Origin of the sequence: Billgrantia endophytica, from assembly GCF_002879615.1 — a bacterium.
Classification (GTDB): domain Bacteria; phylum Pseudomonadota; class Gammaproteobacteria; order Pseudomonadales; family Halomonadaceae; genus Halomonas; species Halomonas endophytica.
On the sequence record NZ_PNRF01000031.1, the window covers coordinates 1 to 26,071 of the forward strand.

General features: G+C 58.6%; 28 protein-coding genes and 3 tRNA genes. 20 read left to right on the forward strand and 11 right to left on the reverse strand.

Annotated features, from left to right (window positions below; translation table 11 throughout):
* The 12 genes from C1H69_RS23860 to C1H69_RS24435 form a co-directional block, all read left to right on the forward strand.
* Positions 1 to 254 (forward strand): hypothetical protein (locus tag C1H69_RS23860; protein ID WP_205738502.1); only part of this gene is annotated, 254 nt, incomplete at its 5' end.
* Between the two features lie 359 nt (positions 255 to 613).
* Positions 614 to 1,630 carry an extracellular catalytic domain type 1 short-chain-length polyhydroxyalkanoate depolymerase gene (locus tag C1H69_RS15000; RefSeq protein WP_102654199.1) on the forward strand — a complete coding sequence of 339 codons (1,017 nt, stop codon included), beginning with the start codon at positions 614 to 616 and terminating at the stop codon, positions 1,628 to 1,630.
* A 157-nt stretch (positions 1,631 to 1,787) separates the two neighbouring features.
* Positions 1,788 to 2,459 (forward strand): Crp/Fnr family transcriptional regulator, encoded by a 672-nt coding sequence (locus tag C1H69_RS15005; protein WP_102654200.1) that lies wholly within the window; start codon positions 1,788 to 1,790, stop codon positions 2,457 to 2,459.
* A 397-nt stretch (positions 2,460 to 2,856) separates the two neighbouring features.
* Positions 2,857 to 3,354: a GNAT family N-acetyltransferase gene (locus C1H69_RS15010; RefSeq protein ID WP_102654201.1), complete on the forward strand. Its 498-nt coding sequence runs from the start codon at positions 2,857 to 2,859 to the stop codon at positions 3,352 to 3,354.
* Between the two features lie 167 nt (positions 3,355 to 3,521).
* Positions 3,522 to 4,652: a histone deacetylase family protein gene (locus C1H69_RS15015; protein ID WP_102654202.1), complete on the forward strand. Its 1,131-nt coding sequence runs from the start codon at positions 3,522 to 3,524 to the stop codon at positions 4,650 to 4,652.
* A gap of 290 nt (positions 4,653 to 4,942) precedes the next feature.
* Positions 4,943 to 5,018 (forward strand) — tRNA-Glu (locus C1H69_RS15020).
* 41 nt (positions 5,019 to 5,059) lie between these two features.
* A tRNA-Gly gene (locus C1H69_RS15025) sits at positions 5,060 to 5,134 on the forward strand.
* Positions 5,135 to 5,858: 724 nt separating this feature from the next.
* Entirely contained in the window at positions 5,859 to 6,323 is a 465-nt protein-coding gene (locus tag C1H69_RS23300) for a hypothetical protein (RefSeq protein ID WP_133154983.1), read from the forward strand.
* Positions 6,324 to 6,354: 31 nt separating this feature from the next.
* Entirely contained in the window at positions 6,355 to 7,278 is a 924-nt protein-coding gene (locus C1H69_RS15035) for a hypothetical protein (protein WP_133154984.1), read from the forward strand.
* A 13-nt stretch (positions 7,279 to 7,291) separates the two neighbouring features.
* The gene (locus tag C1H69_RS15040) at positions 7,292 to 8,068 is read left to right on the forward strand and encodes a hypothetical protein (protein ID WP_102654204.1); all 777 of its coding nucleotides are present in this window, start codon (positions 7,292 to 7,294) and stop codon (positions 8,066 to 8,068) included.
* A gap of 239 nt (positions 8,069 to 8,307) precedes the next feature.
* Positions 8,308 to 9,282: a hypothetical protein gene (locus C1H69_RS15045; protein WP_133154985.1), complete on the forward strand. Its 975-nt coding sequence runs from the start codon at positions 8,308 to 8,310 to the stop codon at positions 9,280 to 9,282.
* 185 nt (positions 9,283 to 9,467) lie between these two features.
* The gene (locus tag C1H69_RS24435; RefSeq protein ID WP_102654206.1) at positions 9,468 to 9,683 is read left to right on the forward strand and encodes an ATP-binding cassette domain-containing protein; all 216 of its coding nucleotides are present in this window, start codon (positions 9,468 to 9,470) and stop codon (positions 9,681 to 9,683) included.
* 283 nt (positions 9,684 to 9,966) lie between these two features.
* On the opposite strand, the gene C1H69_RS15060 is transcribed toward C1H69_RS24435, so the two are convergent.
* The 8 genes from C1H69_RS15060 to C1H69_RS15095 form a co-directional block, all read right to left on the reverse strand.
* Positions 9,967 to 11,007, reverse strand: a complete 1,041-nt coding sequence (locus tag C1H69_RS15060) for a Csu type fimbrial protein (RefSeq protein WP_102654208.1) — start codon at positions 11,005 to 11,007, stop codon at positions 9,967 to 9,969.
* A 31-nt stretch (positions 11,008 to 11,038) separates the two neighbouring features.
* Entirely contained in the window at positions 11,039 to 13,411 is a 2,373-nt protein-coding gene (locus C1H69_RS15065) for a fimbria/pilus outer membrane usher protein (protein ID WP_102654209.1), read from the reverse strand.
* A gap of 22 nt (positions 13,412 to 13,433) precedes the next feature.
* Entirely contained in the window at positions 13,434 to 14,222 is a 789-nt protein-coding gene (locus C1H69_RS15070; RefSeq protein ID WP_102654210.1) for a fimbrial biogenesis chaperone, read from the reverse strand.
* Positions 14,223 to 14,236: 14 nt separating this feature from the next.
* Entirely contained in the window at positions 14,237 to 14,770 is a 534-nt protein-coding gene (locus C1H69_RS15075) for a Csu type fimbrial protein (RefSeq protein WP_165789498.1), read from the reverse strand.
* Positions 14,771 to 14,798: 28 nt separating this feature from the next.
* Positions 14,799 to 15,350 carry a Csu type fimbrial protein gene (locus C1H69_RS15080; RefSeq protein WP_102654212.1) on the reverse strand — a complete coding sequence of 184 codons (552 nt, stop codon included), beginning with the start codon at positions 15,348 to 15,350 and terminating at the stop codon, positions 14,799 to 14,801.
* Between the two features lie 67 nt (positions 15,351 to 15,417).
* Positions 15,418 to 15,948 (reverse strand): Csu type fimbrial protein, encoded by a 531-nt coding sequence (locus C1H69_RS15085; protein WP_102654213.1) that lies wholly within the window; start codon positions 15,946 to 15,948, stop codon positions 15,418 to 15,420.
* 60 nt (positions 15,949 to 16,008) lie between these two features.
* Positions 16,009 to 16,602: a Csu type fimbrial protein gene (locus tag C1H69_RS15090; RefSeq protein ID WP_102654214.1), complete on the reverse strand. Its 594-nt coding sequence runs from the start codon at positions 16,600 to 16,602 to the stop codon at positions 16,009 to 16,011.
* A gap of 165 nt (positions 16,603 to 16,767) precedes the next feature.
* Positions 16,768 to 17,676 (reverse strand): helix-turn-helix domain-containing protein, encoded by a 909-nt coding sequence (locus C1H69_RS15095; protein WP_102654215.1) that lies wholly within the window; start codon positions 17,674 to 17,676, stop codon positions 16,768 to 16,770.
* Between the two features lie 535 nt (positions 17,677 to 18,211).
* Between C1H69_RS15095 and C1H69_RS15100 the strand changes: the two genes are divergently transcribed.
* From C1H69_RS15100 to C1H69_RS15130, 7 genes are all read left to right on the forward strand, one after another.
* On the forward strand, positions 18,212 to 19,174 hold the full coding sequence (locus C1H69_RS15100) for an ABC transporter ATP-binding protein (protein WP_102654216.1): 963 nt from the start codon (positions 18,212 to 18,214) through the stop codon (positions 19,172 to 19,174).
* Positions 19,171 to 19,944 (forward strand): ABC transporter permease, encoded by a 774-nt coding sequence (locus tag C1H69_RS15105; RefSeq protein ID WP_102654217.1) that lies wholly within the window; start codon positions 19,171 to 19,173, stop codon positions 19,942 to 19,944. Before C1H69_RS15100 ends, C1H69_RS15105 begins: the two co-directional genes overlap by 4 nt.
* Complete coding sequence (queF, locus tag C1H69_RS15110; protein WP_102654218.1) at positions 19,944 to 20,780, forward strand: NADPH-dependent 7-cyano-7-deazaguanine reductase QueF; 837 nt, start codon at positions 19,944 to 19,946, stop codon at positions 20,778 to 20,780. Before C1H69_RS15105 ends, queF begins: the two co-directional genes overlap by 1 nt.
* A gap of 72 nt (positions 20,781 to 20,852) precedes the next feature.
* Positions 20,853 to 21,413, forward strand: a complete 561-nt coding sequence (locus tag C1H69_RS15115; RefSeq protein WP_102654219.1) for a nitroreductase family protein — start codon at positions 20,853 to 20,855, stop codon at positions 21,411 to 21,413.
* Positions 21,414 to 21,415: 2 nt separating this feature from the next.
* On the forward strand, positions 21,416 to 21,919 hold the full coding sequence (locus tag C1H69_RS15120) for a YiiD C-terminal domain-containing protein (protein ID WP_102654220.1): 504 nt from the start codon (positions 21,416 to 21,418) through the stop codon (positions 21,917 to 21,919).
* A gap of 116 nt (positions 21,920 to 22,035) precedes the next feature.
* Positions 22,036 to 22,123: transfer RNA gene (locus tag C1H69_RS15125), tRNA-Ser, on the forward strand.
* Between the two features lie 292 nt (positions 22,124 to 22,415).
* Entirely contained in the window at positions 22,416 to 22,853 is a 438-nt protein-coding gene (locus tag C1H69_RS15130; RefSeq protein WP_102654221.1) for a transposase, read from the forward strand.
* A gap of 20 nt (positions 22,854 to 22,873) precedes the next feature.
* On the opposite strand, the gene C1H69_RS15135 is transcribed toward C1H69_RS15130, so the two are convergent.
* The 3 genes from C1H69_RS15135 to C1H69_RS15145 all read right to left on the reverse strand — a co-directional run bounded on the left by C1H69_RS15135 (position 22,874) and on the right by C1H69_RS15145 (position 25,065).
* Entirely contained in the window at positions 22,874 to 23,077 is a 204-nt protein-coding gene (locus tag C1H69_RS15135) for a TetR/AcrR family transcriptional regulator (protein ID WP_102654222.1), read from the reverse strand.
* Complete coding sequence (locus C1H69_RS15140; RefSeq protein WP_102654223.1) at positions 23,074 to 23,991, reverse strand: SDR family NAD(P)-dependent oxidoreductase; 918 nt, start codon at positions 23,989 to 23,991, stop codon at positions 23,074 to 23,076. Before C1H69_RS15140 ends, C1H69_RS15135 begins: the two co-directional genes overlap by 4 nt.
* 72 nt (positions 23,992 to 24,063) lie before the next feature.
* On the reverse strand, positions 24,064 to 25,065 hold the full coding sequence (locus C1H69_RS15145) for an aldo/keto reductase (RefSeq protein ID WP_102654224.1): 1,002 nt from the start codon (positions 25,063 to 25,065) through the stop codon (positions 24,064 to 24,066).
* Positions 25,066 to 25,164: 99 nt separating this feature from the next.
* Here C1H69_RS15145 and C1H69_RS15150 point away from each other — a divergent pair, with 99 nt between their 5' ends.
* Complete coding sequence (locus tag C1H69_RS15150; RefSeq protein WP_102654225.1) at positions 25,165 to 26,070, forward strand: LysR family transcriptional regulator; 906 nt, start codon at positions 25,165 to 25,167, stop codon at positions 26,068 to 26,070.
* Position 26,071: the final 1 nt, after the last annotated feature.

Genomic DNA, 26,071 nt, shown 5'->3' on the forward strand with positions numbered 1-26,071 from the left:
TCGATCTCCTTTCCCGCTCCAGTTATTTGTTCACCCTCGAATGTGCCAAGGCTCGGGCCGTGATCCGGGGCGCCGGTCCGATCGATCTCCTTTCCCGCTCCAGTTTTGATCCGCACAAGCCCATCGGCCCCGCCTACATATGCCTTGACGGTGCTCCCCGATACGATGCCCGACAGGCAGCGACGCCTTCCATTGAGAACCATTCCGAGATTGCCTTCGGGAAGCCCGCATTTTCCGAGATCAAGCCGGCCTGACCAGGCTGGCGGAGCGTGGTATGGGGGCCGACGGCCTCAGCACCAACCATTGCCGCCCCCCGTCCTCGATGATGTGATCAATTTTGCACAGCCTTTCCCCGAGCATAGGCGTAACGTCATTGGCATGGAGGCATCGTTTCCTGCCACCGCCTCCCTATGTCCTTTACGGCTGGGCAAGACCGGACAAGCATTTCCTCCTGCGTGCCTGGCAAGACATACGTTTTGGGCGTGCTCACTCGAGGAGCCGTCGGCATTGATCACGCAAGGACAATATCATGGTAAATCTACTGAACCCTTTCGCGTACATAGATTTAATACCCTCCTTCACGCAAATGGATTTAATGAACCCTCTCACGTACATGAAAAGAAACAGCAGCGGTAGCGGCGACCATCTGTCGACCCTGAGTGAGTTCGGAACCAATCCAGGCGCCTTGCAGGCTCGAACGCATATACCGACAGACTTGGCCGAGGGCGCGCCACTGGTCGTCGTGCTGCATGGCTGCAAGCAGACAGCGGAGGACTATGATCATGGCGCCGGCTGGTCCGAGGTTGCCGACCAGTTCGGATTCGCCCTGCTGTTTCCCGAGCAGCAACGCTCGAACAATTGGCTGCTTGGCTTCAATTGGTTCGAGCCACGTGACACCCGGCGTGGTGCCGGTGAGGCCCTCTCGATTCGGCATATGGTCGAACAGGTAGTCAGCGATCATGGTATCGATCGCCAGCGCATCTTCATCACCGGCTTGTCCGCGGGTGGCGCCATGACATCGGTCATGCTCGCGACCTATCCGGACGTCTTCGCCGGCGGTGCCATCATCGCCGGGCTACCGTTCGGGAGTGCATACACCGCTCTGGCCGCACTGCGTCGAATGAAGGGAAAAGGAGAGCCGACAGCACGACAGCTCGCAACACGGTTACGTGATGCCTCGGGATATGACGGGCCTTGGCCGACACTCTCGGTGTGGCACGGGAGCGGCGACCATACGGTCGCCCCCTCGAATGCCACGGCGATTCTCGACCAGTGGCGGGTGCTTCACGATCTCGGACGAATGCCGACAAGCACGCACATCGTCAACGGCTATCCTCGGCGTGTCTGGAGCGATGCCGACGGTCATGAACTCATCGAAGAATACAACATCACCGGGATGGGTCACGGTACGCCATTGAAGACGGGAGGACGCAACAGTTGTGGTTCGCGTGGTGCCTATATGCTCGAGGTGAATATCTCTTCCACACGCCACATCGCCGATTTCTGGGGGCTCGATTCGCCAGCCAGGCCAGCCATTACAGGTGACGCCACTGTCATCCCCGCAGGCCGGTCGAAGCATGTGCTTCCCGAAAGGAAACCGGGCGCCGCTTCTCTTCGCCCCACGGCATGAGTCGCATCAGGCCGAAGTGCGCCGAAAACACGTCTGACAATCGCCGCACCCAGGCGTGCTATGCTTGATGGCAGGAATCCGACGGCCCGCCCCTAGCGTGTCAGCGACGACGCTTCTAAATACTGACCGTTAAATATCCCCAACAGGAGTCCGTGATATGGCGACCGACGACCTACCGTCATTCGAGGTGACATCGTTCTTGGCGAAGATAGGCGAGGGACAACGCATCGATCGATACCACGAGGATCAGGTCGTCTTCGCTCAGGGCGCTGCGGCCGATGCGGTCTTCTTTATTCAGGAAGGCGAGGTCAAGGTCAGCGTGGTGTCCGAGCAGGGCAAGGAAGCGGTGGTCGCCATGCTTGGCAAGGAAGAGTTCTTCGGCGAAGGATGTCTTGCCGGGCAGGCACTGCGCATATCGACGGTGACGACCCTGACCGAGGCGGTCATCATACGGCTGGAGAAAGCGGCCATCGTACGCTTGATCCAAGAGGAACCGGAGTTTTCCGAAACGTTCATTTCCCACCTGCTGAGCCGTGCCATCCGTGTGGAGGCGGACCTTGTCGATCAGTTGTTCAACTCCAGCGAAAAGCGTCTTGCCCGAACGTTGCTTCTACTGGCGAATTTCGGCCAGGAAGGCAATCCGACGCCGATGATCGCGAAGATCAGTCAGGAGACGCTGGCCCAGATGGTCGGCACTACCCGCTCAAGGGTGAGCTTCTTCATGAACCGGTTTCGAGAATTGGGTTTCATTTCCTACAATGGCGGCATCGAAATCCACAGCTCACTGTTGAATGCGGTGTTGCATGACCAGCCGCATATCAAGCCCTGACGGTGTCCGTTTCCAGCCGACCCTTGATCGGCCAGGTCCGTTTCAGCGAAGGCCAAGGAACGAAAGAATGACGAGTACGACGACGACGACACCGATAATATAAAAGATTCTATTCATGAGGTTTCTCTGCTGGTGCGCATCGCCCTGAAAAGGAGTAATGCGCTGTCATATGTGTCATGATGGCGATCCATCTGTGCGGTAGTTAACATAGCACCCTGCTGTCCGGAAAGCTTCCCTTGTTTTTCCTTTCCATCGCATACAAGCCTTGCCTTTCAGAAAAACGGGTGCCATGTGATGGGGTGATCATTTCAACCCATTGAATCAGTTGAAAAAATATCCATCTAAAAAGGAAGCCGTACTATGGAGTCACCTTCTGATCCGGCAGGACCCCGACACCATGGTGGATTATTTTTTCATGCGTGTTCCTCATGCGGGTAACTCAATAATGAAGCTTGAATTGAAAGAAGTCACTCTTGTGAATTTTGAAGAAGTCATTGCTCTTGAAGTGACTGAGGATCAACGTGGATATGTTGCCGGTAATCTGTACTCCATTGCCGAATCAAAGTTCCATTCAACGTACCGGCCTTGCGCAATCTATTGTGACAACAAAGCGGTTGGTTTTCTCATGTACGAATCATTGGAACGCCACAATAAACCAAAAGAATACAGCATATTCCGTTTCATGATTGATAAGGAATATCAAGGAAAAGGTCTCGGCCGTAAGGCCATGGATCTCATATTGGCGGAAATAAGAGAAAAAGGCGGCGTTGAAAAAATTTCGATTTGCTATGTTAAAAGCAACCCTGTTGCCAGTGGATTCTACGGCAGTTTTGGCTTTCGTGAGATAGGAATTGATGAGGAAACCGGTGAGGTTATTGCGGAAATTCGGGTGTAGAATAATTCGAACGCCTTGTCGTACCACAACATCAGTAGATTATCTGGCGGCGCCTGTGTCGGGAGGCAACATGCCGTTATTGAGCACCCGATACCCGAATTTTCTATCAACCTATTAGGCTCGCATCGACTACACTGGAATTGATAATTCCATTTCCGAATGTACCCATGGAGGATTTTATCTTGATCGGCGAACGAGATGTATTAGTTATACATGATGACCGTATGCTGGCTCATAAGCCAGATGCTGAGGAGCCTTTCCAACCTGGGAAGTTGGATAGCCGTGTGCAAGCAATTCTCGGAGGGCTTTTCGAAGCCGCTGTCATAAAATGGAGCTACCCGGAACATCCGGGACGGCTTCTGGCCATTACTGATTTGTTGACGCGTGAACCCGTACCGGGTGTGCGCTATGAGACGGCCCGAGCGGCTACGGAGGAGGAGCTAGGTAGGGTGCATACCACGTCCTATATAGAGAATATTTATGCCCTGCGTGGTAAGCAGGCCTGGCTGGATGTCGATACCACCGCCGTTTCGCCAGGCAGCGTCGATGCAGCCGAAGTGGCCGCGGGGTCGGCCATTGCCGCAGTCGAAGCCGTTGTCGGCGGTCGTGCCGGCAGTGCATTCGCTCTCTGCCGGCCCCCCGGCCATCATGCAAACTCGGTACGCGCTCGCGGTTTTTGCCTGTTCAACAATGTTGCCGTGGCTGCGGCCCATGCCCAAGCTGCGCTGGGTTGCGAGCGGGTATTGATCGTTGACTGGGATGTCCATCACGGTAATGGGACTCAGAGCATCTTTTGGGCCTCGCCGGATGTCATGTTTTTCGATACCCATCGTGCCCCCCCCTTTTACCCCGGAACCGGCAGCAAGGAGGAAGTGGGCGAGGGCCTGGGCGAGGGATTGACCGTCAATGTTCCCTTGCCGGCCGGCTGCGGCGACCCCGCGTTGATCAAAGTCTATCGAGAGATATTGGTTCCGGCGGTGGAATGGTTCAAGCCCGATGTGATACTGGTCTCGGCGGGTTTCGATATGCATCAACTGGATCTATGCATGAACTTGAGCTACAACGGCTTTGGCGCGCTGACCGGTATCGTGCAAGAACTGGCCGACAAGCATTGCGATGGGCGTTTGGTCATGGTTCTGGAGGGTGGCTATCATCTTGAGTCATTGGCACGCGGAGTCCGGACCGTGCTGGAAGTCCTGGCTGGTGGCGAACCGCCGGAAATCGAGGAGCCAGGCCTGCGCGAAGTGGCCGAACTAGTCGCCTTTCACAGTACGGCTTTCAAGGGAAGCGTTGCATAAATCCTCTCGCTGTTTCACGATCGGGGCGGGGTAAAATCAAACCGTCGCACAGCGGCAAGAGCCATGGGCATCAGGATCACCAAACACGAGGGGGCTCTCCAACGGCCAGTAGCTGGCCGGAGTCTGTCCTTGAAGAAAAGTTGGCGCAAGGGTTGCCTGGAAGGCAAAGTAAGTCCATAATTGCGGCCGTTGTTGATTGGCTGGCGGCGGAAAGTTTTTACAATCAAGGAGTTAGAAGCTCGATTGTCATCTCGTTTCCCGCTCCAGGCTCTCACTTCGGTGGGTATTGAGTCCCATTCGTCTAGTGGCCCAGGACACCGCCCTTTCACGGCGGGAACAGGGGTTCGAACCCCCTATGGGACGCCACCCTTCCGGCAGGCATGCCGATAGCATACTATGTCAGACAAGCGGGAATAGCTCAGTGGTAGAGCACAACCTTGCCAAGGTTGGGGTCGCGAGTTCGAATCTCGTTTCCCGCTCCAGTTTTTGATCTGCAGAAGTCCAAGGTGTTGCCACGTTTACAGGCTCTCAGGAGGTGACGACCGATCTTTCCTCTGTATCTGTAAGTGGTTCCACATCTCTTCCCTCAGCAAGACAAGATCAGCTCGCTACTTCACTGACCATGACCCCGGTCCATCGGCTGCCCGCCATACCAGTGCTGCCGGCACAGCCAGAAAAACCGTGACTCCCACCATCTCTGACATCCAACGGAAACGCTGAGCTGTCGATGCGCAGTCCTCAAGTAGCCGAGCTCACGTTACACGAAGCAAAATACCATCAGTTCAAGCGCATGTTCGCGACACTTGGCAATCATGTCAATGCCCTTCACCGTGAATCGATGGGAGGGCTGACCCTGGATGGGTTGGCCTCGTTTCGTCTTCGCCAATCTGCTCTTCGTATCCTATTGGTATCGGTGTCAGGCTGCTCGCTCGTCACACTTTGAGGTAGCCTGATGCGGGACCAATGATAAGACTAAGATCTAGTAAGAAAAATGTATCTCCAGCCATAAAGCTTTGCCTCTCCCTGCCGATAGTCCTAGTTAGACGGCCATCTAAAAACAGCCGGAGGGCATTCTATGTGTCTAGCCATCTGTGTATGTGAATTGCTTGTACCACAGCTGGCAGCACCGCCGATGCAGGTCAGGCTTAGCCGCAAAACTGGGTGAACACCACCCAATGTCTCATGCCTCTAAGCAGGAGAGCTGAAGTGAAAAAGAAAGTTGGTGCTTGTCTAGCTATTGGCTTTTTCCTTCTGGCATTGTGGGGTGTTGTCCTCGGACAATCAAGAGAGGCTTCTGTTTCAACAGAAAGTAATCCTGGAAGGATGCTGGCACTTAGTAGCGGCGGTGGTATAAAGCAATCATTCCATCATCCTACGAGAGCTGATTGCCCTCAAGATGCTATTTTGCCAAGAAAAGAACTTACTGACATTGAATGGCAAACGATGTGGTATCCCGATGCCATTGGGCAGAGAGTCGAGCTTTGCTATTTTGCTCCCTACGCTAGCAATTCTGTAGACTGTATACTTGTTTCGCCGAATTCTTCGGGAAACATCTCTAGCTTTAACGGTCAGCTCTTTGATATCGATTCCAATGTCGAGCTTGTATATGAAGCGGATAGCGCTACAGGAACACTTTCGAGACAAATAGAAAATGCTGTAATGATAGTGTAACCTTTAACTTTCGCTACTAAACGGTGAGAAGATGGGCATCCATGGTGTGGGAAATGGCTATATCGAAAACGCCACACTAGCTTCTGTAAAGTATGAGGCTGGCAAAGCGGCCAGCCTCACTCAAAGCACAGAGGTTAATGTAAGAGGCAGTAAACAAGCACAAGAAAGCAGCACGGTTACCCTTAGTGGTCGCGCTATCATGGCTTCTCGACTGTTTTCCTCAGAAAGTGGGGAGCCGCCTGTGCTGCCGAGTATTCGTACGAATGGCGAATATATGGGCATGCTGCCTCAACATTTCTTGACGGAGAGTGATCGATCGCTTATTTCAGAAGTGTATGAGCTGGCGTATGAGAAAGGCGTGGACCTACGGTATGTGGATCAGTTGGCTAGAGATTTAGGGCGTTATCGTAAACACGATAATGGCACCATGCTGATAAGCTTCAATGAGGGTTCATACGATCTGCAAGGTCGAAAACAAACGATAAGCTTTACTGAAAAGGATGCCGCTACTGCTGAAAGAATCCTGTCAGGGGGGGCGTTAAGCTCAACAGATATTGATCAAGGTTTTATAAGGTGGAGGCTGGACCCGGGAATTGGTTTTGGTCTAAGCAGTAATCTTGATTTTTTGGAACAAATGGTAATCCAATTTTCCTCCAGAGCTGATGAGGTGGCGGAGCTAGGTGCCAAGTTCTCGACTCATGTCTGGATAGAAAACAACTACATTCTTCATACAGCAGATGAAGTCACGCTACATAGGCCCAGTGTTTCGGAAGCACCGACCGAAGAAGATCAGGTCAAGGAGGCACTGGCATCATTCCAAATCTCCAAACATGGCCTCAATGAACGGCTGCTGGAGGGCTTCTTCGGCAAGAGTGAGGCGAGAAACACAGCGCAAAGCCTGCTATCACGGCTATTCGATCTGCTGAAGATATCCAACACAAGTAAGAGAGGCTAAGGAGAGCGTTCTCATGACCCACATCATCGGTATTCCGAACTCCCAGGTCGGCCAACCCATTGCAGATAACAGCACCCGGGTTACGCCAACCGCCAGCACGATCGAATACACCGACGCTTCATCGTCGGCTAGTGGCTCGTCGTCGCCTTCCAGTCAGCTTTCCACCCTGGCCCAGCAACTAAGCGATAGCGCCCTACGTGCCGATGAGCGTGACAGCGCCCTGAGCCGCAAAGAGCTGGGTGTCAGGGCCGAGGAACGGCTCGGACAGATTCTCGGGCCGAACTACACGGCCAACAAGGCACGCCACGACAGCGAAGTGCCCAATACCGACGATCCCGCGCTGCTGGCTCGCGCCCAGCAGGCCACCGACTTCGTCAACACGGCAAATAGCAGCCGTGAAACGCCCAACCCCTTTTCCGGTCTATCGAATGATCAATTAACACTGATTATCTATGATGATAGCGGCGCCTATACTGTCAATGAACGCCGTACAGCATATTATGAGGCCGCTGAACAAAGACAAGCCTGGAAAAGGGAAGTAGTCGCTAAGACCATAGCAGAATATAATAGCACAGGGAAAATGACTAATTTCTATTCGGAAGTTCTAGCTTATTACGAATCATTTCCCCCGATCGAGAAAGCACAATATCCGGTCGACTATACAGAAAATCTTCAGCAGCGGATCAACGACGATACCGATCACCGTCCCAAGGCTGCGCAAACCCCAGATCTATTCAACCTTTTCGCAGTGCTGGATCGGCTCAATGCCCATGAGTCTGAAAGCAAGTAAGGAAAGTACTCCCTGGATCGTCATAAGGAGATATGACATGCAAGCATCTTACGTTCCCGATTATGAAAGCAGATTCAATAGCGCAGGAGGGGGCTCTATTTGTTCGGACCGGCTGAGTAACGAGCGGTGGTCCGAACTCTACCAATATACCGCAACCTTTACGGTCTACTGATCATTGACTGCCCTTGGCCCTGTAAATCTGAGGGTGCTATTCGTCTATTTATAAGCGGAGACAAGTCGTGGAAACATACTCTTCTACCTATGCCAGCAGCCTCTTGACCACTAACAATCATTATAACGAGAAGGTGCTAGGGCGCGGTACCATGAGCGCCCACCATATAAATAATGGGAGCTATACTGGATTGCAGGCCGGTGACTCTCCTCTGCTAGTGAACTCATCCGGGGTAGGCGGCAGCCTTCCCCTGACGCGGAGTGACGAAAAAAGCGCCGTGGTCACGCTCTCCGCCATGGCGATGGAGATGTCAAAAATCCTCTTGAAGGAAAGCGCGGCAACCGTCTCTCCTGCCGAGTTCGACGCTTTTCTAGAAAAAATGCATGAACAGCTCCAGGAAACGGGCAAGGAAGCGGAGATATTGCTGGAGCGACCGGACAGCTTGGACAAAAACAGGCTTTCTATCGCAGAGCAGGCGGCCAATCACCTGCTGTCGAAATTTTATAATACCGACGAGCCGTTCCCCCAAGCATCCTCCGAAAACCCTTTCGCCGAACTGGATAGGCACTCCCTCTCCAAAATCGCCTTTGATGACTCTGGAGACTTTACCTCAGCAGAGCGCTATTTGGCGTTTCTGCAGATGACGGAGAACGATACTCACTTCAGAAACCAGATGTTTGAACTGCGCCGCGAGCTATATGCGACGGAAGGTGATAGTGGCTCGGTGGGTAACATGGCCAGGCAGACAGACGCCAAATTGATCTCTGGCATGACGGAGGCGGAAAGAGCCTGGCGTGGTGTATCAGCTCCCGTAGAAAACAATCGATTTCCAGCTAATAATGAGGAGCTTCCGGAGTTACCCGCCTATACGAATGGAGTGAAAGCGTCACTGGACAGCTTTTTCGTCGTGATGGGTGATGAAGAGGGGAGTGTGCTGCGCAGCATCGACATCAGAGCAGTGCTTGAAAACGAAGATGGCATGAACCTGCTAAAGATGGCGCTGCGTAGCCTTGAGCAGAAAGACGCGGAAGAGCGTGAGTAGGACAGTCGCTTCCGCGAATGCGTGGGATGTTGTATGGGGGTTAAACGAACGCATCATGGAAGCCTTCTTCGGGGTGAGCCGTGAACAGGATAGCGAGCGCAACCCGTTCTCTCGCTTGCTGGAGATGAACTGGACCTTCAATGACAACGACAGCAACAAGAAGGGATGACGCCGAAAGGGATGGCATGAGCCCCCCGAACGAAGCGGGGGAGCCGCTGCTTCGGCTTCATGGTGTGGGTCATGGCTATCGGATTGGGGGTGAGTTCCTGCCGGTCCTGCGGGAGGTCTCCCTGGAGATTCGCCGGGGCGAAGCGTGTGCGGTGGTGGGTGCTTCCGGTTCGGGCAAGAGCACCTTGTTGAATTTACTGGGTTGCTGGACCTGCCGGCACGAGTGCGTTTAGGCATCTTTCCAACGTGGGTTCGTCGGTCGGGAAGTAGCCGTTTTTTATGAAGTTTCTCGCCAAGCGAGGAAACATGAGAGCCATGGGCACCCCTGAAGGGAAGTGGGGGATGAAAAGCGGGCACACGCAGCGCGTATGCCCGATGGGAACGACGTCAGGCCACTCGGGCGCCTGCTCGCGTGCCATCGCCAGATAACTGAGCGGGCGCGAGTAGTAGTACGGATGTATCGACTCTTCCAGAGGCTTGTAGCCCCATTCGCCGCCGCTGACAAGACAGGCTTGCTCAGAACTTGACGTCCACCTGCACGTTGTCGGTGTAAACCGCGGCTGGTGGCGTTGGCTGATCCGGCAGGATCACCCCGCGATAGTTGAAGATCTGCTCGGTCCTGCCGTCCAGCACACCGGGGTTGACCTCCGCTTCGTCGCTGGTGCGGCGCTCGCTGCCCTGATCGCCCCAGCGGTCGTTGCCACTGGTCGACTTGTACAGCTCGTAGGCCAGGTACTGGTTGCCGTTGCGCATGCGTCGCTGTGTGCCGTCTGGGTTGCTGCCCAGGCTCATGCCGACGGTGTAGCTGGCGTTCTTGCTGCAGCGCACCTGCACCGAGCCGATGGTCGGGGAGAAACCGCTCACCAGCGCGGCACTGCCGAAGTTGAGATCCGGAGTGACCATTTCGCACTGGTTGGTCACGATCAACCGCAGGGTCAGGGTAGCGACTTCTCCTTCCCCCCAGTTGAGGACGCCTGAACAACCGGTGAGACAGAGACCTCTCAGTCCCTTGCTGCGGTCCCAGCCGCCCCAGGCCAGGCATGACTTCGCGACCTGCGTGCCGGGACAGATCTGCCAGAACCACCGCAGTCTCACGGCGGCGGTGTAGGTGCCGGCCGGAATGCTGTCAAGCGTCGGTTCGGTTTGGAAGAATAACGGGACGTCGAGGGCGTCGGCGGTGCCGCCGATCCACTTGAACTGGGTCAGGTCCAGGTCCCGACCGATCACCAACGGTTGCCAGTCACCAAAGGTGTAGATGCTGTACCGGACACTGTCTCCCGTTGCCTGGTTGACCAGCCTGCCGCCAGCGTCGTCCTCCAGCCGTACGCGGATCCAGTCCTGACCGTAGATCGCGAAGCCGTCGCGGTTGCAGTACAGGCCGCCTGGCGCGTCCACGTTGGTGTGGCGTGTCTCGATATCGAGCGAGCCATACTGGCCCAGGGATACCAGTTGGCCGGTGATTGGCCCACAGCGACTGCCAGCCCATGCGCTGGGTGTTTGCAGCACGCCGCCGAGCAGCGCCACTGCCAGCAGTATTCGAATCATCCGGGGTTTCATGCATTACTCCTGCTGAGTCTGTCTGTCCGTCTTAGCGGCATTCCAGCGGACCGATCTGGGTAATTTCATCGGCCTGGGTCTCGAAATCGAAAGTCGCTTCGCAGGTGCCTCCCTCGGGCAACGCCACTTGCAGGCGGTTGTGTGGCTTCAAACGCTCCATGTAAACCAGGCCGCCCCAACCGATGTAGTCGCTCTGGCCGTTGTCGCCCTGGACTGCGGAACCAACTGGCAGGGGGGTGCCCTGGGCATCGTGCAGGACGATGCTGGCAGCAGCCACCCGGCTGACCGGGAAGCGCAGCAGGTAGCCACTGCCGGCCTTGACGGCGACACGCTGTTCAACCTTGGGTGTGTCGAAGCTGGAAGGCAGGCCGAGGGGGTCGATCTCGTACTTGGCGTTGTAGTAGGAGGTGCTCCAGGGCACCAGCAGGTGGCCGTCACTGTCGGTGGAGCCGACCAGGCGGTTCTCGTAGCGCACCGGAATGTCCTCCTGGCCGTCGGTGCTGACCAGCACGAAAGAGTCTCCGACCCGGTTGGCGGCGTGGACCGAAGCATTCATCAGCACCAGCGAGCCGCTGACGTCGACCCAACGGTTGTAGTTCCGGCTGCTGCCATAAACGCCGCCCTGGACCTGTAAACGGTCGCCACGCCAGGTCAGGCTCGCCTGGCGATAGGCATCGGCGCTGTCGCTGTCGGTATAGGCCAGGTCCCAGCCAAAGCCTCCCTCGCTGGGCACCGAACGGCGATAGTCGATACGCCGGGTTTCGAGTTTGTCGGCGCTGCGCTCGAAGCTGGTGCTGACCGAACTGCGCCCGCCGAAGGGAATCATCAGTTGCATGCCGAAGGCCCAATCGTCTCCGCCAATCTCGCGGTTGGCGGAGAGCAGCAGGTTGCTGTCGGCCCACAATGACTTGCTCCAGCTCAGGTTGAGCAGGCGTGTACGGCTGTTGTCATGTGCCTTGATGTCGAAGTAGCCGACGCCGAAGCTGCCCAGTTGAGCCGGCGATACGCTGGCATTCACCTGAGTGCTGCGGCGGCTGAACCGGTAGTTGTTGTCGTGGCTGGACAGGTCGCCATAGTCACTGCTGCGCCGGGTATGCTGGACTCCGACGTTGAAACGGCTCCGGGTGTATTGATAGCCGGCGGCGACCTGATTGCCCTCCTCGCCATGCTGGCGGCTGCCGCTGTAGGCGGCATTGAGTGTACCCAGATTGCCCAGACGGAACACCCCGCCCAGGCCTCCCAGGGCGAAGCTGCTGGCAGCCTCGGCGTGGCTCTCCAGGGTGAAATAGTCGTTTACGCCGTAACGGTACGAACCGTTGGCGACGCCGGTGCCATAGGAAAAATTCTTGAGGCCATAGTCGCGTCGCAGGACACCGGTGGCGAACGAGAAATCCGACAGCCCGGGGCGCAGCAGCGAGCTGGAAATGTAGAACGGCATGGTGGTGGTGACCTGCCGTCCCAGGGCGTCGGTGGTCACCACCACAGCCTCGCCGGCACCGGTGATGAAGGGCACGTTGGTGATGCTGAACGGCCCCGGATTTACATTTTCCGAGCTGTTCTTGTAACCGTCGATGAACAGGTCCACCGTGGTCGGTACTGCGGCCTCCCCCGAGAACTGTGGCAACGGGTAGGTGATGACGTCCGGACGCAGCGAGAAGTCGCGCGAAATCTGCACACCGGCCATGCGCACCGGAGTGTTCCAGGCCAGGGGGTTGTTGATGAAGTCGCCCAGCTCGTAGGTCAGGATGCGGTTCTCGTCGGAATGGCGCCAGTAGGTGTCGTGGCGCAGGTAGCGCCGGCCGAGCGGACTATTGTTGGAATAGGGGTGCTGGTAGGTACCGGTATTGCTCAGCACGCCGTAGCTGCCGAACAGGCGCAGTTCGTTCCACACCGAGGTGTAGCTCAAACCATGGTCCGGAGCGTTGCTATAGGCCTGATAGTTGAGCAGCGCGCCAAAGCTGCTCTGCGCCGGGGTGCGCTCGAATACCTGGCTGCGGCCCAGTTGCTGCTCCGGCAGCCAGTGCGGCGGCACGTCAAGCAACAGGCGCAGCCTGCTGCCGTCGTACTCGGCGCGCATGTCGGCGACGGCGTCGACCTGCACCTTGCCACGGCTATCGGCGGGCAACTGCAAGCCAACCTTGCTCAGGTCCGTGGCTGCGACGAAATAATGGCCATCCTGCATCTGCACCGGCACTACCTGACCGCTGGAGCGCTGGTTTACAACCAGTTCAAGGAACAGCGTGGCATTTGCTGTTGCTGGTATTTCACCGAGCCGCGGTGGTGGTGGCAGCGGGGCGGCCCGAGCGTCCAGGGTGGGCAGTGCCAGTGCCAGCAGCGCCAAGGGGGCAAGGCTACGCGGCTTGCGGATGACTGACGGGCGGTGACAGATCGGCTGTTTTTCCATAGCGGGCAATCGCCGTAGCGCCTCAAGGCAACTGCTGGATGGCTTGTGGCGAACCGGCGCCGTTGACGGTCGCGTGAAGGCTGGCGCCGGCAGCGACTCTGCCCGGCAGTGGCCAGCGGTAGCTGCTATGTGCCAGCACGTAGCCGAGCAGGCCGTCGGATACGCTGAGCGCCTGGCCGCCCTGGTCGAACGCCACCTGAGTCAAACGCGCCCGCACCGGACCATCGTTGCGGATCACCAGGTAGGCCTCGCCACCGTCACGCTCGATGTTCCAGCTCAACCGTGGCTCGCCGGCGGCTGTCTTGCGCTTTTTGGTCGGGTCGGGCTTGAGCCAGAGATTCTCGCCGTAGAGAAACAGCGGTACGGAGTAGCGCATCTGGAAACGGATCGCCTGGCTGAGGCCGTCCCCACTGTCGGCCTGGCTTTCTGCAGTGGGGATTTCGTCGACCACGATCCGGTATGCCTGCTCGGTGCCCGGTGGCACGTCTGCAAGGCGGGTAAGACGCAGCAATTGCTTGGCACCCGGCTCGATGCGGATCATCGGCGGGCTGCCGATCACGTCACGCTGCTCGGTGTAATGTTCTTCCTTGCCGTCCTGGCTCCAGGCGAAAATCCTCAGTTGCAGCAGCACCTGGCTGTCGCCACGGTTTTCCAGCCACAGCGCACTGGCGCGTTGGTCGCTTTCCAGGACCGGGTCGATCGGCCAGATCAGTATCGAACTGGCGGCTAGCGCGGCTCCGGGCAGCCACAGCGCGGCGGTGAGCAATGCCGCAGCGAGGCTGCGAACGAAAGATGAGAGGGCAATGGGCATGGGGGCTCCTCGGATCACCATGACAAGGTCACGGTCAAGACATCCTGATAGGTACCGGGCGGGCTCAGGCCGGGCAGTTGCAGGGCCGCATAGATCGGCAGGCGAATATCGTTGGGGTTGTCGTAGACAACCGCGACGCTCTGGTTGACGGGGACCGCCTGGCTCAGGCCGGCATCGCGATACAACTGGTAAGGAATACGATGGCTGCCACTGTCGAGATTGCGCTCGCCATTGGCGAAATGGCTTCCGCCGTCCAGGCTCATGGACAACGCCACGCCAGGCGTGCAGGAAAGTGTGACGGCGGCGTTGGCAGCGAAGCCGGTAACCAGGCTGTCGGTGGCGATGGCCGGGTGCCGGCCGAAATCCAGGGTTCCCAGCTTGCCGGCCTCCGGGCTTATCACACCGTTGATCTGGCAACCCGGAGTGATACTGGCCCATACCCGCAGGATGGAGGTTTCAGCCGCATGGGCCGACACCACGACACAAGCGCACAGCGCCGCACAAAGCCGCCGAATCGTACAAGCGTCTGGACGGTAGCGAAGGTACATGGCGGTGACTCCAGCAATAGTGACCAAGTCAGAACTCCAGTTGCAGGGTAAGAACGTCGGTATAGATGCCGGTCGAGATACCCGGCGCGCCAAAGGCGCGTGCATAGAGTTCGATCTGCTGGTTGCTGCCATTACCGACGATGGATATCGCCGTGTTGTTGGGCAGCACCTGGGTACGCGCACGGTCGAGGTAAAGGTCATAGGGGATGTACTGCGAGCCCGTCTGCGCATTCACCAGGGCATGCTGCGCGGGGTTGCCATGGGCATCGTTGGTGCCGCCCAGTACTTTCAGCGACACGCTGGTACCGGTCGAGCAGCGCAACATGATGCCCTCGCCGGCGCTGCCGACCAGAACCGCGTCCTGGCGCCTGAACTGCGTACTGGCCTGGCCGAAATCGAGGGTGCCAAAGTCGATGTCCGCATCGCTGCCTGCGATGCTGTCGTTCACCGCACAACTGTCCATCAACACCAGGGTGGTATCGATGAAGCCTGTGGTGGTGCCGGCCTGGCCCGGTGCCGCGGCGAACGCCAGGGCGAGCGCGGCCACACCACCGGATAGCAGTGAAGCAAGAGATTTCATAGCGAAGACTCAAGCGTTGCCGCGGCGCAATCGCTTCGGACGAGAGCGCTGCGGCAGCGTTGCTGGATTAGAATTCCACGGTCACGGTCAGGGTGTCGGTGTAGAGACCGGCGTCCTTGGCGGTGGCGTTGGGCAGGATGGAGCCATAGACCGGCACGGCGATGGGGTCGCCCGAGCTGACGGTGTAGCTCACCGGTGTGTTGGCAACAAACTCCTGAGTCCGGCCAGCATCCTGGTACAGCTCGTAGTCAACCGTGTTGGAGTCTGGGCCGCTGAGCGCACGATCACCGTTCAGGCCGCCGTCGATGCTGACGCTGAACGAACCAACACCAGAATCGCAGGTGACTTCCAGGGCGCCACCACCACCGGTGGCCAGTTCTGCGGTAAGCACGTTGCTCCAGATCGGGCCGGACCGGCCGAAGTCCAGCTCGCCGAAATCGTTGGCGCTACCCGATACCGAGCCGTTCACTTCGCAGCCACTGTCGATATTCAGTGTGGCCTGGACTTGACCGGAGACCGCGGCATGGCTTTGGCTCAGCGGCAGCAGGCAGGCAATACTCGCAGCGGCGAGAGAGAGATAGGTCTTGTGCAATGTCATCTTCAGATCCTTGTGGGTTGAAACGAGAGGCGCAGGCTGGCCTTCCAGCCTTGCTGCGGACTACCAGGTCAGTGTCATGCGCAGAGTGTCCTGGTAGCGACCTGCCTTGGGGACAGATGCCTGGGGCACAACGCTGGCGTACAGGGACAATTCGGTTTGTCCCGTGCCGGCGCGTCGGGATATCGGCGCTGTATCCAGTGGCTGCCGGCGTGCGGCGTCGATGAACAAACGATAGGGAATGACGGTGTCATCGGCCGTCAGCCGCAGGTAACGCTTGTCGCCACTGCCCGCGTTCTGTCCCCCGTCCACCTGCAGTTGATATTCGACCTCGGGGTTGCATTCCAGGCTGGCCAGCGGCAGGGATGGGGTGTCATCATTGACGAGCTGTGCGGAAAGAGGGCCCCCAGCCGGATCAAGGCGCGGATAACGGCCAAAATCGAGCCGGGCCGGCCGCAGCATGTCACCCCGTTCAGCAACGCTGCTAAGCAGGCAGCCACGATCTATGTCAAGGCTGACCTGCACGATGCCCTGCATGCTGTACCCGACTGCTGCGGGCTCGACTGCCTGAGCCGAGGGTGCCGCGGCCAAGGCGAGCAGGGCCAGAGAGCGCCATTTGCAGGGAGACAGGAGAATTCGAGTTCCAACGAAAATCATGGGAAGACCAAGTTCAGTGTCTGTTTGTCTTCATTTTCGAGGAGGGCCGCCGCCTCCGTCTTGTAGAAGCGGCCGGTATTTTTAGAAAAGGACTTTTGTGTGTGCCAGCGGTTTTGATAACCGGGGTCAGGCACGGCGCTGGGTCAAGCTTTCATCAGTGAAGCGTCAGAAAAACTCGCGCCGGTATTGGGAAGGTGTCACGCCGACGATGCGCTTGAAGGTCGTGCTGAAATGGGCTTGGTCGGCGAACCCGCAGGCGTAGGCAATATCGCTCAAGGGCACTGCACTACCCTTGAGCAACTCGCAAGCCTTGCGCACACGAGCTGCCATGAGGTACTGATGCGGTGTCTGCCCCGTGGACGCCTTGAATTGCTGCAGGAAAGCCGTCCGGCCGAGATTGGCGGCGGCGGCGAGGTCGTCGAGGTGCAGGCTGGCGCTTAAATTGGCTTCCAGATACTCGGTGACTGCCTTCAATTGGTACGTGCCCAGACGGTATTTCGTCTCCTGCTCCGGTCTGCCGCGCCAGGAGGCGGCATTTCTGAGCGTGTGCGCAGCGATGGCGTGTGCCAGATAGTCCGCCTTGAGACGGGCAACGTCCCATGGGTCGTCCAGCGTCTGCTTGACGCTACGTAGCAACAGGCTGAGGGCTCGATCCTCGAGCCCGACGACGGAAGCGATCTCTTCCTGGCCGGCACCTGAGGCGCCGAACATCTCGTGGGCGACTTCCTCGAAGGTCGCGGACTTCACGAATACATGCAGCGCTTCTGTCTTGTTGGCAATGACGGTCCGAGAGGCATCGCCCGCTCCGGTCAGCACCATGCTGTCGGGTGCAAGCACTCCCTGGAACTGTTTGCCGCCGGTGCGGCGCCACAGGTTGACCGGTTGAATTTGCAGAACGAACCAGATGTCCTGTACCGCGCTACAGACCGTATCGTGCGGCTCTTCGACAGTGAGCTGCGAATAGAGGCTGGCCCACCCCAGCCCTTCACTCGATTTAAGCACCGTAATACCGTCCTCGCGATGGAACGGGGTGTCGTGGCGGAGGAACGTCGATGTGAAGGGAGATTTTTCCATGATAGCGCCTAATACCTGCTGCTATACCAGGCTCAAAACATGATAAGGAAAGCCTGAATTAGCCTTCTTTCTAGCGACTATGCTGGAAGTTTCTGGAAAGTCGAAGTGGAGCGGGCTGCGGGAATCGAATCCGACCCATAATTTATTGACTATAAATGAATTCTTCTGGACCGCGATATGTGGATGGGCAGAATCATGGACTAGTTTAACCTGGCAGTCTGTGGCAGGCAATTTCAGGCATCCCCTGCAAGCCGTTTTTCAGCTACCGACAGCCATGCGGTGGCGAACCCCAGGCTGCAACCGGCTGCCATCAGCGTCATTATCATCTCCGGTGGCTCGGCATGATTGGCACAGTGGCATCACGGCTCTCACGGGTCATTTTCGTGCCGGAAAATAGAAAGACATGGATTGTTGGGCCTTCACTTCGCGAGAGCCGCTGGGAGCGGTTACCTTGAAGTTTTCGTATGTACCCCCATCTCCTCAGCCTTGCCTGACGGCATTTTGACTCTCTCACTTCAACGAACAGAGGTTGCGCATGGCCGAACCGGCGCTGTCGATCCGTGGCCTGACCAAGGTCTACGGCAACGGCTTCCACGCCCTGAAGGGCATCGATCTCGATGTCGAGCAGGGTGACTTCTTTGCCATGCTGGGCCCCAATGGCGCTGGCAAGTCCACCACCCTGGGAGTGGTCTGTTCGCTGGTTCAGAAGACGGCCGGCCAGGTCTCGATCTTCGGTATCGATATCGATCGCGACTTCCCCCGGGCCAAGTACCATCTGGGCGTGGTGCCCCAGGAATTCAATTTCAACCAGTTCGAGAACGTGAGCGACATCGTGCTGGCCCAGGCGGGCTATTACGGCATGTCGCGCCGTGAGGCGTTGCCCAGGGCCAAGCAGTTGCTGACGGACCTGGGGCTGTGGGACAAGCGCAACGGCAATGCCCTCATGCTGTCGGGTGGCATGAAGCGGCGCCTGATGATCGCCCGGGCGCTGATGCACAGGCCCAAGCTGTTGATCCTCGATGAACCCACCGCCGGGGTCGACATCGAACTGCGTCGCAGCATGTGGGAGTACATGCGGCGCATCAACCGGGAGGAGGGCACCACCATCATCCTCACCACGCACTACCTCGAGGAGGCGGAAAGTCTGTGTCGAAACGTGGCGATCATCAACCATGGCGAGATCATCCGGAACACCAGTGTGAGGGGACTGCTGGCCGAGCTCGATACCGAGACCTTCCTGCTCGACCTGGCACATCCTGTGTACGAGCTGCCCGACGTCGCGGGGTTCGAAGTGCGCCAGGTCGATAGCGCCCAGCTGGCGGTGGTGGTCCACCGCGGGCAACGCATGAACGACATCTTCACGGCGTTGAGCGAGAAGGACATCCAGGTGGTTTCCATGCGTAATCGAGCCAACCGACTCGAGGAGATGTTTGTCTCCATGGTCGAGCAGGGTAACGAAGACAAGGCCGCTGCCGAACGGGCGGAGGCACGCGCATGAATCCCACCCAGACCGCCATTGCCCTCTGGACCCTGGTTCACAAGGAGATCAAGCGCTTCACGCGCATCTGGCCGCAAACGTTGCTGCCGCCCTCGATCACCATGACCATGTACTTCATCATCTTCGGCAGCCTGATCGGTTCGCGTATCGGAGAGATGGACGGCTTCAGCTACATGGACTTCATCGTGCCCGGGCTGATCATGATGGCGGTGATCACCAACAGCTATTCCAACGTGGCCTCGTCGTTCTTCTCCAACAAGTTCCAGCGCTCCATCGAGGAGATGATGGTGTCGCCGATGCCCAACTGGGTGATCCTGGCCGGCTTCGTGCTGGGCGGCATGGCCCGTGGGCTGGGTGTGGGACTGATCGTCACCATCGTATCGCTGTTCTTCACCCGAATCAGCGTGGCGCACCCTGTCCTGACCATCGGCGTTGTCGTGCTCACCGCGGCGTTGTTCTCCATCGGCGGCTTCATCAATGCGCTGCTGGGCAAGAAGTTCGATGACATCTCCATCGTCCCGACCTTCATCCTGACACCCCTGACCTACCTGGGCGGGGTCTTCTACTCGATCTCGCTGCTGCCGACTTTCTGGCAGGGCGTATCGATGCTCAACCCCATCCTCTACATGGTCAATGTCTTCCGCTACGGCTTCCTGGGGGTTTCCGACATCCCGGTGGGCTGGGCATTGGCCGCCATTTTCACCTTCATCGTGGTGCTGTTCGGCATCGCCCTGTGGATGCTGGAGAACGGCAAAGGAATTCGCAGCTGATGGCACATCATCGTCCCGACACCCTGGAACATGCCCCGCTGGGGCGCGAGTCCGCCTACCCGGAGCAGTACGATGCCGCGCTGCTCTACCCCATTTCCCGAGCCGCCAACCGCGCGCCGCTGGGTATCGAGGCGGGTGCGTTGCCCTTCGTCGGCCAGGACGAATGGCACGCCTTCGAGGTTTCCTGGCTCAACGCACGCGGCAAGCCGATCGTCGCCGTGGCACGCTTCCGGCTGCCGGCGGACTCGCCCAACCTGATCGAGTCGAAGTCCTGGAAGCTCTACCTGAACGGCTTCAACCAGACCCGCTTCGACAGCCGCGAGCGGGTCGTCACCATCCTGGAGCAAGACCTGGCAGCCGCCGCCGGTGCACCGGTATCGGTCGAACTGTTCGACGTCGATGCCCCGGCCCTTGCCGTTCGGGAACTGCCGGGCGAATGCCTGGACGACCTGGATATCGAGATCAGCGACTACACACCGAGTACCGAGCACCTCAGGGTGAGTGAAGACGTGGTAGAGGAGACGCTGTACTCCCATCTGCTGAAATCCAACTGCCCGGTGACCGGACAGCCCGACTGGGGCAGCGTGTTGATCCGCTACCGCGGACCGAGGCTCGACCGCGAAGGCTTGCTGCGCTACCTGGTCGGCTACCGCCAGCACCAGGACTTCCACGAGCATTGCGTCGAACACATCTTCACCGACCTGATGGCGCGGGCACGGCCCGAACGGCTACTGGTGCTGGCGCGCTATGTACGGCGTGGTGGGCTCGATATCAGCCCCTGGCGAGGCACCCCGGGCGAAAAGCCGCCCGAGTCGCTGCGGCTGGCACGACAATAGCGGCTTGGGTAAAGTGCTCGATACGCCAACAGGAAACCAACGGAGGCAAGAGCCGCCGATGAGGAGAGCATCATGGATGCGATGACGCTGCTGCATGAGCGCAGTTCCATGGGCAAATTGATCGGCCCGGCGCCGGGCCCGGAACAGCTCGAAGCGATCTACCGGGCCGCGCTGCGGGCACCCGATCACAAGGAGTTGCGCCCCTGGCGTTTCATCGAATTCTCGGGTGAAGGGCTCGACCGCCTGGGAGAACTGTTCGCCGAGGCGGAATTTCGCGAGGACCCGGATGCCGGCGATGCGGCCCTGGATGCCGCGCGCAAGAAGCCGCTGCGGGCGCCAATGATCATCGCCGTGGTGGCGAAGGTGACGCCGGACATTCCCAAGGTGCCGAAGATCGAGCAGGTGCTCTCGGCCGGTTGTGCCGCTCACGGCATCCTGCTGGCGGCCCACGCCCTGGGGCTCGGCGCCATGTGGCGCAGCGGCAAGTACCTGTTCGACCCTACCGTGCGCAAGGGGCTGGGCCTGGAAGGTGAGGACGAGCTCATCGCCTTCGTCTACCTGGGCCAACTGGCTGGGCGCCACAAGCCTGTTGCCGAACACAGGCCCAGCGACTTCGTCGAGCGCTGGAACTGAGCATGCGCCGAATCGGCATACCCCACCCGCGCCTACCACTGCCTGAGCCCGGCCAGGCTGACGATCCGCAAGCGTTTCTGGCCTGGCTTGCCGGGGCGATACCCATGGTGGCGCACCTGGGCATCCGTGACATGACCAGGGAAGGGGAGAGCCTGGCCTGGGAACTCGCCCTCGAGCCGAATCTCAATGACAAGGGCACCGGCTTCGGCGGCGCGCTGACCGCCCAGACCACCCTGTTGGGATGGTGCTGGACCACGCTATGGCTGCGCGAACGCGGGCTCGCCCGGGACGTCGTCGTGGCCGACGCCACGCAGCGCTTCCTGGCGCCGGTAACCGGCGACTACCGCATGACCTGCACCCCCGAGGCACCGGAAGGCACCGAAAGCCTGGCGTCGCAGCTGGAAAGCCGTGGCCGTGGGAGAATCGCCCTGGTACAGCAGCTCTGGTGTGGCGGCACCTTGTGCCTGGAAGCCCGTGGTGACTACGCGGTGCTGAAGGCCGACTGAGCCGGTCGCCGGGCAAAAACCGGCTTGCAAACGCGCACTTAAGCCGTTAGTATTTGCGCCGTTCTGACGCATAGGCCGAGCCGCCAACGCTGGCCCGTGAGCAAGAACCACAATGCGGAGGGGTGTCCGAGTGGTCGAAGGAGCACGCCTGGAAAGTGTGTAAGTCGAAAGGCTTCGAGGGTTCGAATCCCTCCCCCTCCGCCACGAATATCGAATAAGCCGCTGATTTCAGCGGCTTATTCTTTGTATGAAAGTTTTTGACCCACACTTTGACCCTGAGGAACTCCCAGGAAATATATAATAAAATCAGCACGATATAATTGAAAAGGCCTGCATGGGTTGGCACGTTGTAAGCCGCCAAACACACAACGATGCTGAAGGAGACCCATGCAGGCCTCTCGATTCTTGCACACTCTGCTGACCTCATCACTCCCCGTGGTCCACGCTAAACGCCTGCACGCGTTGCGTGACGTGATGGGGCGCTGTTGGCCAGGCGATCGCCCGGCGTCAGAAGGAGCCCTGGGTGCTGGTCAGCAATCTGCCAGAGCGCTCAACGTTGGCGGACAAGCTGGTCGCTATCTACCGGCAGCGCATGCAGATTGAAGAAGGCTTCCGTGACATCAAGAGCCCTTTGTTTGGGCTGGGCTTCAGCATGCACCAATCTCGCCAAGGCAAGCGCATCGAGATCCTGCTGCTGATCGCCATGCTGGCCAATGTCGTCGTGATGGTTGTCGGCCTGCATGTCCGTGACAGCGGCCAACAGCACTGCTACCAGAGCAATAGTATCCGGCACCGGCATGTGCTCTCCGTGTGGCGGCTGGGCCTGGAATGGCTACGATATCCTCGAGGTGGTGCCGCCCCTTGGGCCTCCTGTAAAACGTTTCAAGCAAGCCTTCGCGAGGAGGTCAACGAGCAGGCCTTATGCGACGAATAGCCAAAGTTTGTGGGGATCCCTCAGCTCTGAATCAGTGCGTGGAATAGTTCGTCCTTGGATTTAAAGGATAGATACAGCGTTCCTTTCGCCATCCCCGCTTCAGTGGCGATGTCGTTCATTGATGTCCGCTTGGCACCATACGTCATGTAGAGTTTGGCAGCTGCATCAAGTATCCGCGCCGCCCGACGGCTATCGGTCGTGCCAACCTTGTCCGTCTCGTTCATGCCTGTTCAATCTCCTCATGAAGGCCGAGCATTTTAGCGCTGTCGCTCCACATGCGAGCGATGGCAACTTCGTCGCGTGCGAGCACCGAAGGGGCCGGGAAAGTTACTTTCCCCTTCTTGAGCAGCACATAGACTTGATCGACGGGTGGCTCGATCTCGCCCAACGCAACTTCGGCAAGGGTTGATCCCGCCAACTTCGGCGTATGAAGCGCAGGAGAGAACCTCGCTACCAGCGGCAGCACATATTTGAACGCCAAGCCGATAACGCGGCCACGCCCCCCGAGAAGCCCGGTGCCCGGCGTCGGCCCCGGTGAGTAGGCCAAGACCCGAATATGTTTCGCGCGCACTGAGGGATCGCGCGACAATGCCTGCGCCGTCAGCAAGTTGCAGAGCTTTGCGGCAGCATAGGAGCGTCCTGCTGCCGTTGAGACATTCTCATCTCGGCCAGGATCGGTCTCTGGATATGCCAGACGGTGCGCGTCGGCGTGCTTCGGGGCGGGCACCGCCGCGCCTTCTTCGGGGTCGTGTATGCCGCTGGTCGTCAGTACGATGCGCGCACCCGGTGTTAGAGCAGACCAGAGCTTCCGAATTATCAGGTAGTGCGCAAGGTGGTTCACCGCGAAATTGCTCTCGAAGCCATCCTCGGTCTTTTCGAGCGCGAAGTTGCCGCCGGCATTGAGAACCAGCAGGTCGATGCCGCTCCCGGAACATCGGTCTAGAACCTGCCGGCAAAAATCACCGACAGATTCGAGGCTCGCCAGTTGCAAGGGCAAAGCCTCTCCCACGAGTGCGGGGCCGGCTCCGCGCATGCCGACAATCAGTAAGTTGCTCCGCTTCGCGATTATGCGCGCGGCTATGAGCCCAAGACCGGAGGTCCCCCCCGTCATCACCGAGCATCCGATTTTTGATGCCATCAGAAAACCTCTATATATGCATCCGAGAATTTCGTAGTGGTCCCAGGAAGGTCTCGGATGTATCCATGCGCATCAGCCGTGAGCGTGCTCGCTGTCGAGGTGGGCAAGCATTGCCGGTGGATATCGTTCGCCGGCAACGGCGTTGCGCGGGATAGCGAACTCGATCGTTGCGAGGTCTTTCGACGTTAACTCAACAGAGGCGCCCTGCAGTGACTCGGCGAGCCTGTCCGGGCGGCGGGCGCCGATGAGCGGGATGATGTCCTGCCCCTGGGCCATCACCCATGCGATGGCGATCTGTGCGACGGTCAGGCCCTTCGCGTCCGCGACTTGGCGCAATGCCTCGACGAGTTTCAGGTTCGCATCGAGGTTCTCGCCCTGGAAGCGCGGGCCGAAGGAGCGGGTGTCACCTTGCTTGAAGGCGCCAGGATGCCAATGACCGCTGATCAGACCGCGGGACAGGACGCCATAGGCGGTGACGGCGATGCCGAGTTCGCGGCATGTCGGCAGGATCGCGTCCTCGATGCCACGTGATACCAGCGAGTATTCAATCTGCACGTCGGCGATCGGATGGATGGTCGCCGCACGCCGGATCGTATCGGCGCCAACTTCCGACAGACCTATATGACGAACAGAGCCCTCCTCGACCAGTCGTGCGAGCGCACCGACAGTCTCCTCGATAGGCACGTTCGGGTCGAGGCGAGCCGGGCGATAAACGTCGACATGGTCCACACCCAGCCTTTGCAGCGAGTAGGCGATGAAATTGCGGAGTGCCGCCGGACGACAGTCCGTACCGCCCCAGCCGCCCGCCGGATCGCGAAGCACGCCCGTCTTTACGCTGAGCTGATAGCTGTCTCGCGGGCGTCCCTTCAACGCCTCTGCGATCAGCAACTCGTTGTGGCCGGTTCCATAGAAATCTCCGGTATCGATCAGCGTTACGCCGCCCTCGATCGCTCGATGGATCGTGGCGATACTCTCTGAACGATCTGTTTCGCCATAGGCGTCAGACATACCCATGCATCCAAGCCCTATGGCCGAAACCATCGGTCCTGTTTTGCCAAGCTTTCTCGTCTTCATCTCAGTCTCCAGTTCTTATTCGGACGTCGTTTATTTAAGTTGGAGAGCGGTGTACGATAAAGCAGTTTTTTCGGAACGGCCCGTACGGCTGAGCGGACGATGAAAAAAGCAAACCTGGAAGACGTATCCATCTTCGCAGCGGTCGCCGACGCGGGCGGCTTCCGGTCGGCGGCGCGCAAGCTCGGCGTGAGGGCATCGTCGCTGAGCGATGCCGTCCAGAGACTGGAAGCGCGGCTCGACATCCGTTTGCTGAACAGGTCGACACGGAGCGTCACGCCGACCGAGGCCGGACAACGCCTGCTGGAGCGTTTCCGCCCCGCGCTTGACGACATCAACGCTGCTTTGGACGGCATAAGCGACAGCAGCGACGTTGCCGGTACGCTGAAGCTGAATGTGCCGGCAATCGTGGCCACGCACATCCTCCCGCCGATCATCACCGGCTTTCTGAAAGCCCATCCATCGGTGCGAATGGAAATTAGCGTTGACGAGAGCTTCGTCGATGTCGTTGCGGGCGGTTTCGACGCGGGAGTCCGGTACGAGGTGAATGTCGATCGGGATATGATTGTGATTCCGATCGGGCCGCGAGAGCAGCGCTATATAGGTGCGGCATCGCCCGACTATCTGGAAAGGCACGGCGTGCCCCATCACCCACGTGATCTCGCCGATCACGCCTGCATCCGACATCGCTTCCCCAGCGGGCGCGTCATGCCGCTGGAGTTCCGAAAAAGGGATCAGGTGTTTCGTGTGTCATCGAGAGGGCAACTGGTCGCCGAATCCATGGATCTTGAGGTCGCCGCAGCCGTGGGTGGTCTTGGGATTATCTTCACCTTCGACGTGTCGTTGGAAGCGGCCATGGCGAGAGGTGATCTGGTGCCCGTCATGCCGGATTGGTGGCTGACCGTGCCGGGACCTTCGCTATATTTTCCAAGTCGTCGTCATATGCCACTACCCCTGAGAGCCTTCGTGGATCATGTAAAACAGCTGCACGGAGCGAAAACTGCGTGAG

What these genes read in the sequence shown, in the direction of transcription:
- C1H69_RS15000 (WP_102654199.1), top strand. Translation starts at nt 614, where the DNA reads ATGAAAAGAAACAGCAGCGGTAGCGGCGACCATCTGTCGACCCTGAGT.
- C1H69_RS15005 (WP_102654200.1), top strand. Translation starts at nt 1,788, where the DNA reads ATGGCGACCGACGACCTACCGTCATTCGAGGTGACATCGTTCTTGGCG.
- C1H69_RS15010 (WP_102654201.1), top strand. Translation starts at nt 2,857, where the DNA reads ATGGTGGATTATTTTTTCATGCGTGTTCCTCATGCGGGTAACTCAATA.
- C1H69_RS15015 (WP_102654202.1), top strand. Translation starts at nt 3,522, where the DNA reads ATGGAGGATTTTATCTTGATCGGCGAACGAGATGTATTAGTTATACAT.
- C1H69_RS15035 (WP_133154984.1), top strand. Translation starts at nt 6,355, where the DNA reads ATGGGCATCCATGGTGTGGGAAATGGCTATATCGAAAACGCCACACTA.
- C1H69_RS15040 (WP_102654204.1), top strand. Translation starts at nt 7,292, where the DNA reads ATGACCCACATCATCGGTATTCCGAACTCCCAGGTCGGCCAACCCATT.
- C1H69_RS24435 (WP_102654206.1), top strand. Translation starts at nt 9,468, where the DNA reads ATGAGCCCCCCGAACGAAGCGGGGGAGCCGCTGCTTCGGCTTCATGGT.
- C1H69_RS15060 (WP_102654208.1), bottom strand. Translation starts at nt 11,007, where the DNA reads ATGAAACCCCGGATGATTCGAATACTGCTGGCAGTGGCGCTGCTCGGC.
- C1H69_RS15065 (WP_102654209.1), bottom strand. Translation starts at nt 13,411, where the DNA reads ATGGAAAAACAGCCGATCTGTCACCGCCCGTCAGTCATCCGCAAGCCG.
- C1H69_RS15070 (WP_102654210.1), bottom strand. Translation starts at nt 14,222, where the DNA reads ATGCCCATTGCCCTCTCATCTTTCGTTCGCAGCCTCGCTGCGGCATTG.
- C1H69_RS15075 (WP_165789498.1), bottom strand. Translation starts at nt 14,770, where the DNA reads ATGTACCTTCGCTACCGTCCAGACGCTTGTACGATTCGGCGGCTTTGT.
- C1H69_RS15080 (WP_102654212.1), bottom strand. Translation starts at nt 15,350, where the DNA reads ATGAAATCTCTTGCTTCACTGCTATCCGGTGGTGTGGCCGCGCTCGCC.
- C1H69_RS15085 (WP_102654213.1), bottom strand. Translation starts at nt 15,948, where the DNA reads ATGACATTGCACAAGACCTATCTCTCTCTCGCCGCTGCGAGTATTGCC.
- C1H69_RS15090 (WP_102654214.1), bottom strand. Translation starts at nt 16,602, where the DNA reads ATGATTTTCGTTGGAACTCGAATTCTCCTGTCTCCCTGCAAATGGCGC.
- C1H69_RS15095 (WP_102654215.1), bottom strand. Translation starts at nt 17,676, where the DNA reads ATGGAAAAATCTCCCTTCACATCGACGTTCCTCCGCCACGACACCCCG.
- C1H69_RS15100 (WP_102654216.1), top strand. Translation starts at nt 18,212, where the DNA reads ATGGCCGAACCGGCGCTGTCGATCCGTGGCCTGACCAAGGTCTACGGC.
- C1H69_RS15105 (WP_102654217.1), top strand. Translation starts at nt 19,171, where the DNA reads ATGAATCCCACCCAGACCGCCATTGCCCTCTGGACCCTGGTTCACAAG.
- queF (WP_102654218.1), top strand. Translation starts at nt 19,944, where the DNA reads ATGGCACATCATCGTCCCGACACCCTGGAACATGCCCCGCTGGGGCGC.
- C1H69_RS15115 (WP_102654219.1), top strand. Translation starts at nt 20,853, where the DNA reads ATGGATGCGATGACGCTGCTGCATGAGCGCAGTTCCATGGGCAAATTG.
- C1H69_RS15120 (WP_102654220.1), top strand. Translation starts at nt 21,416, where the DNA reads ATGCGCCGAATCGGCATACCCCACCCGCGCCTACCACTGCCTGAGCCC.
- C1H69_RS15135 (WP_102654222.1), bottom strand. Translation starts at nt 23,077, where the DNA reads ATGAACGAGACGGACAAGGTTGGCACGACCGATAGCCGTCGGGCGGCG.
- C1H69_RS15140 (WP_102654223.1), bottom strand. Translation starts at nt 23,991, where the DNA reads ATGGCATCAAAAATCGGATGCTCGGTGATGACGGGGGGGACCTCCGGT.
- C1H69_RS15145 (WP_102654224.1), bottom strand. Translation starts at nt 25,065, where the DNA reads ATGAAGACGAGAAAGCTTGGCAAAACAGGACCGATGGTTTCGGCCATA.
- C1H69_RS15150 (WP_102654225.1), top strand. Translation starts at nt 25,165, where the DNA reads ATGAAAAAAGCAAACCTGGAAGACGTATCCATCTTCGCAGCGGTCGCC.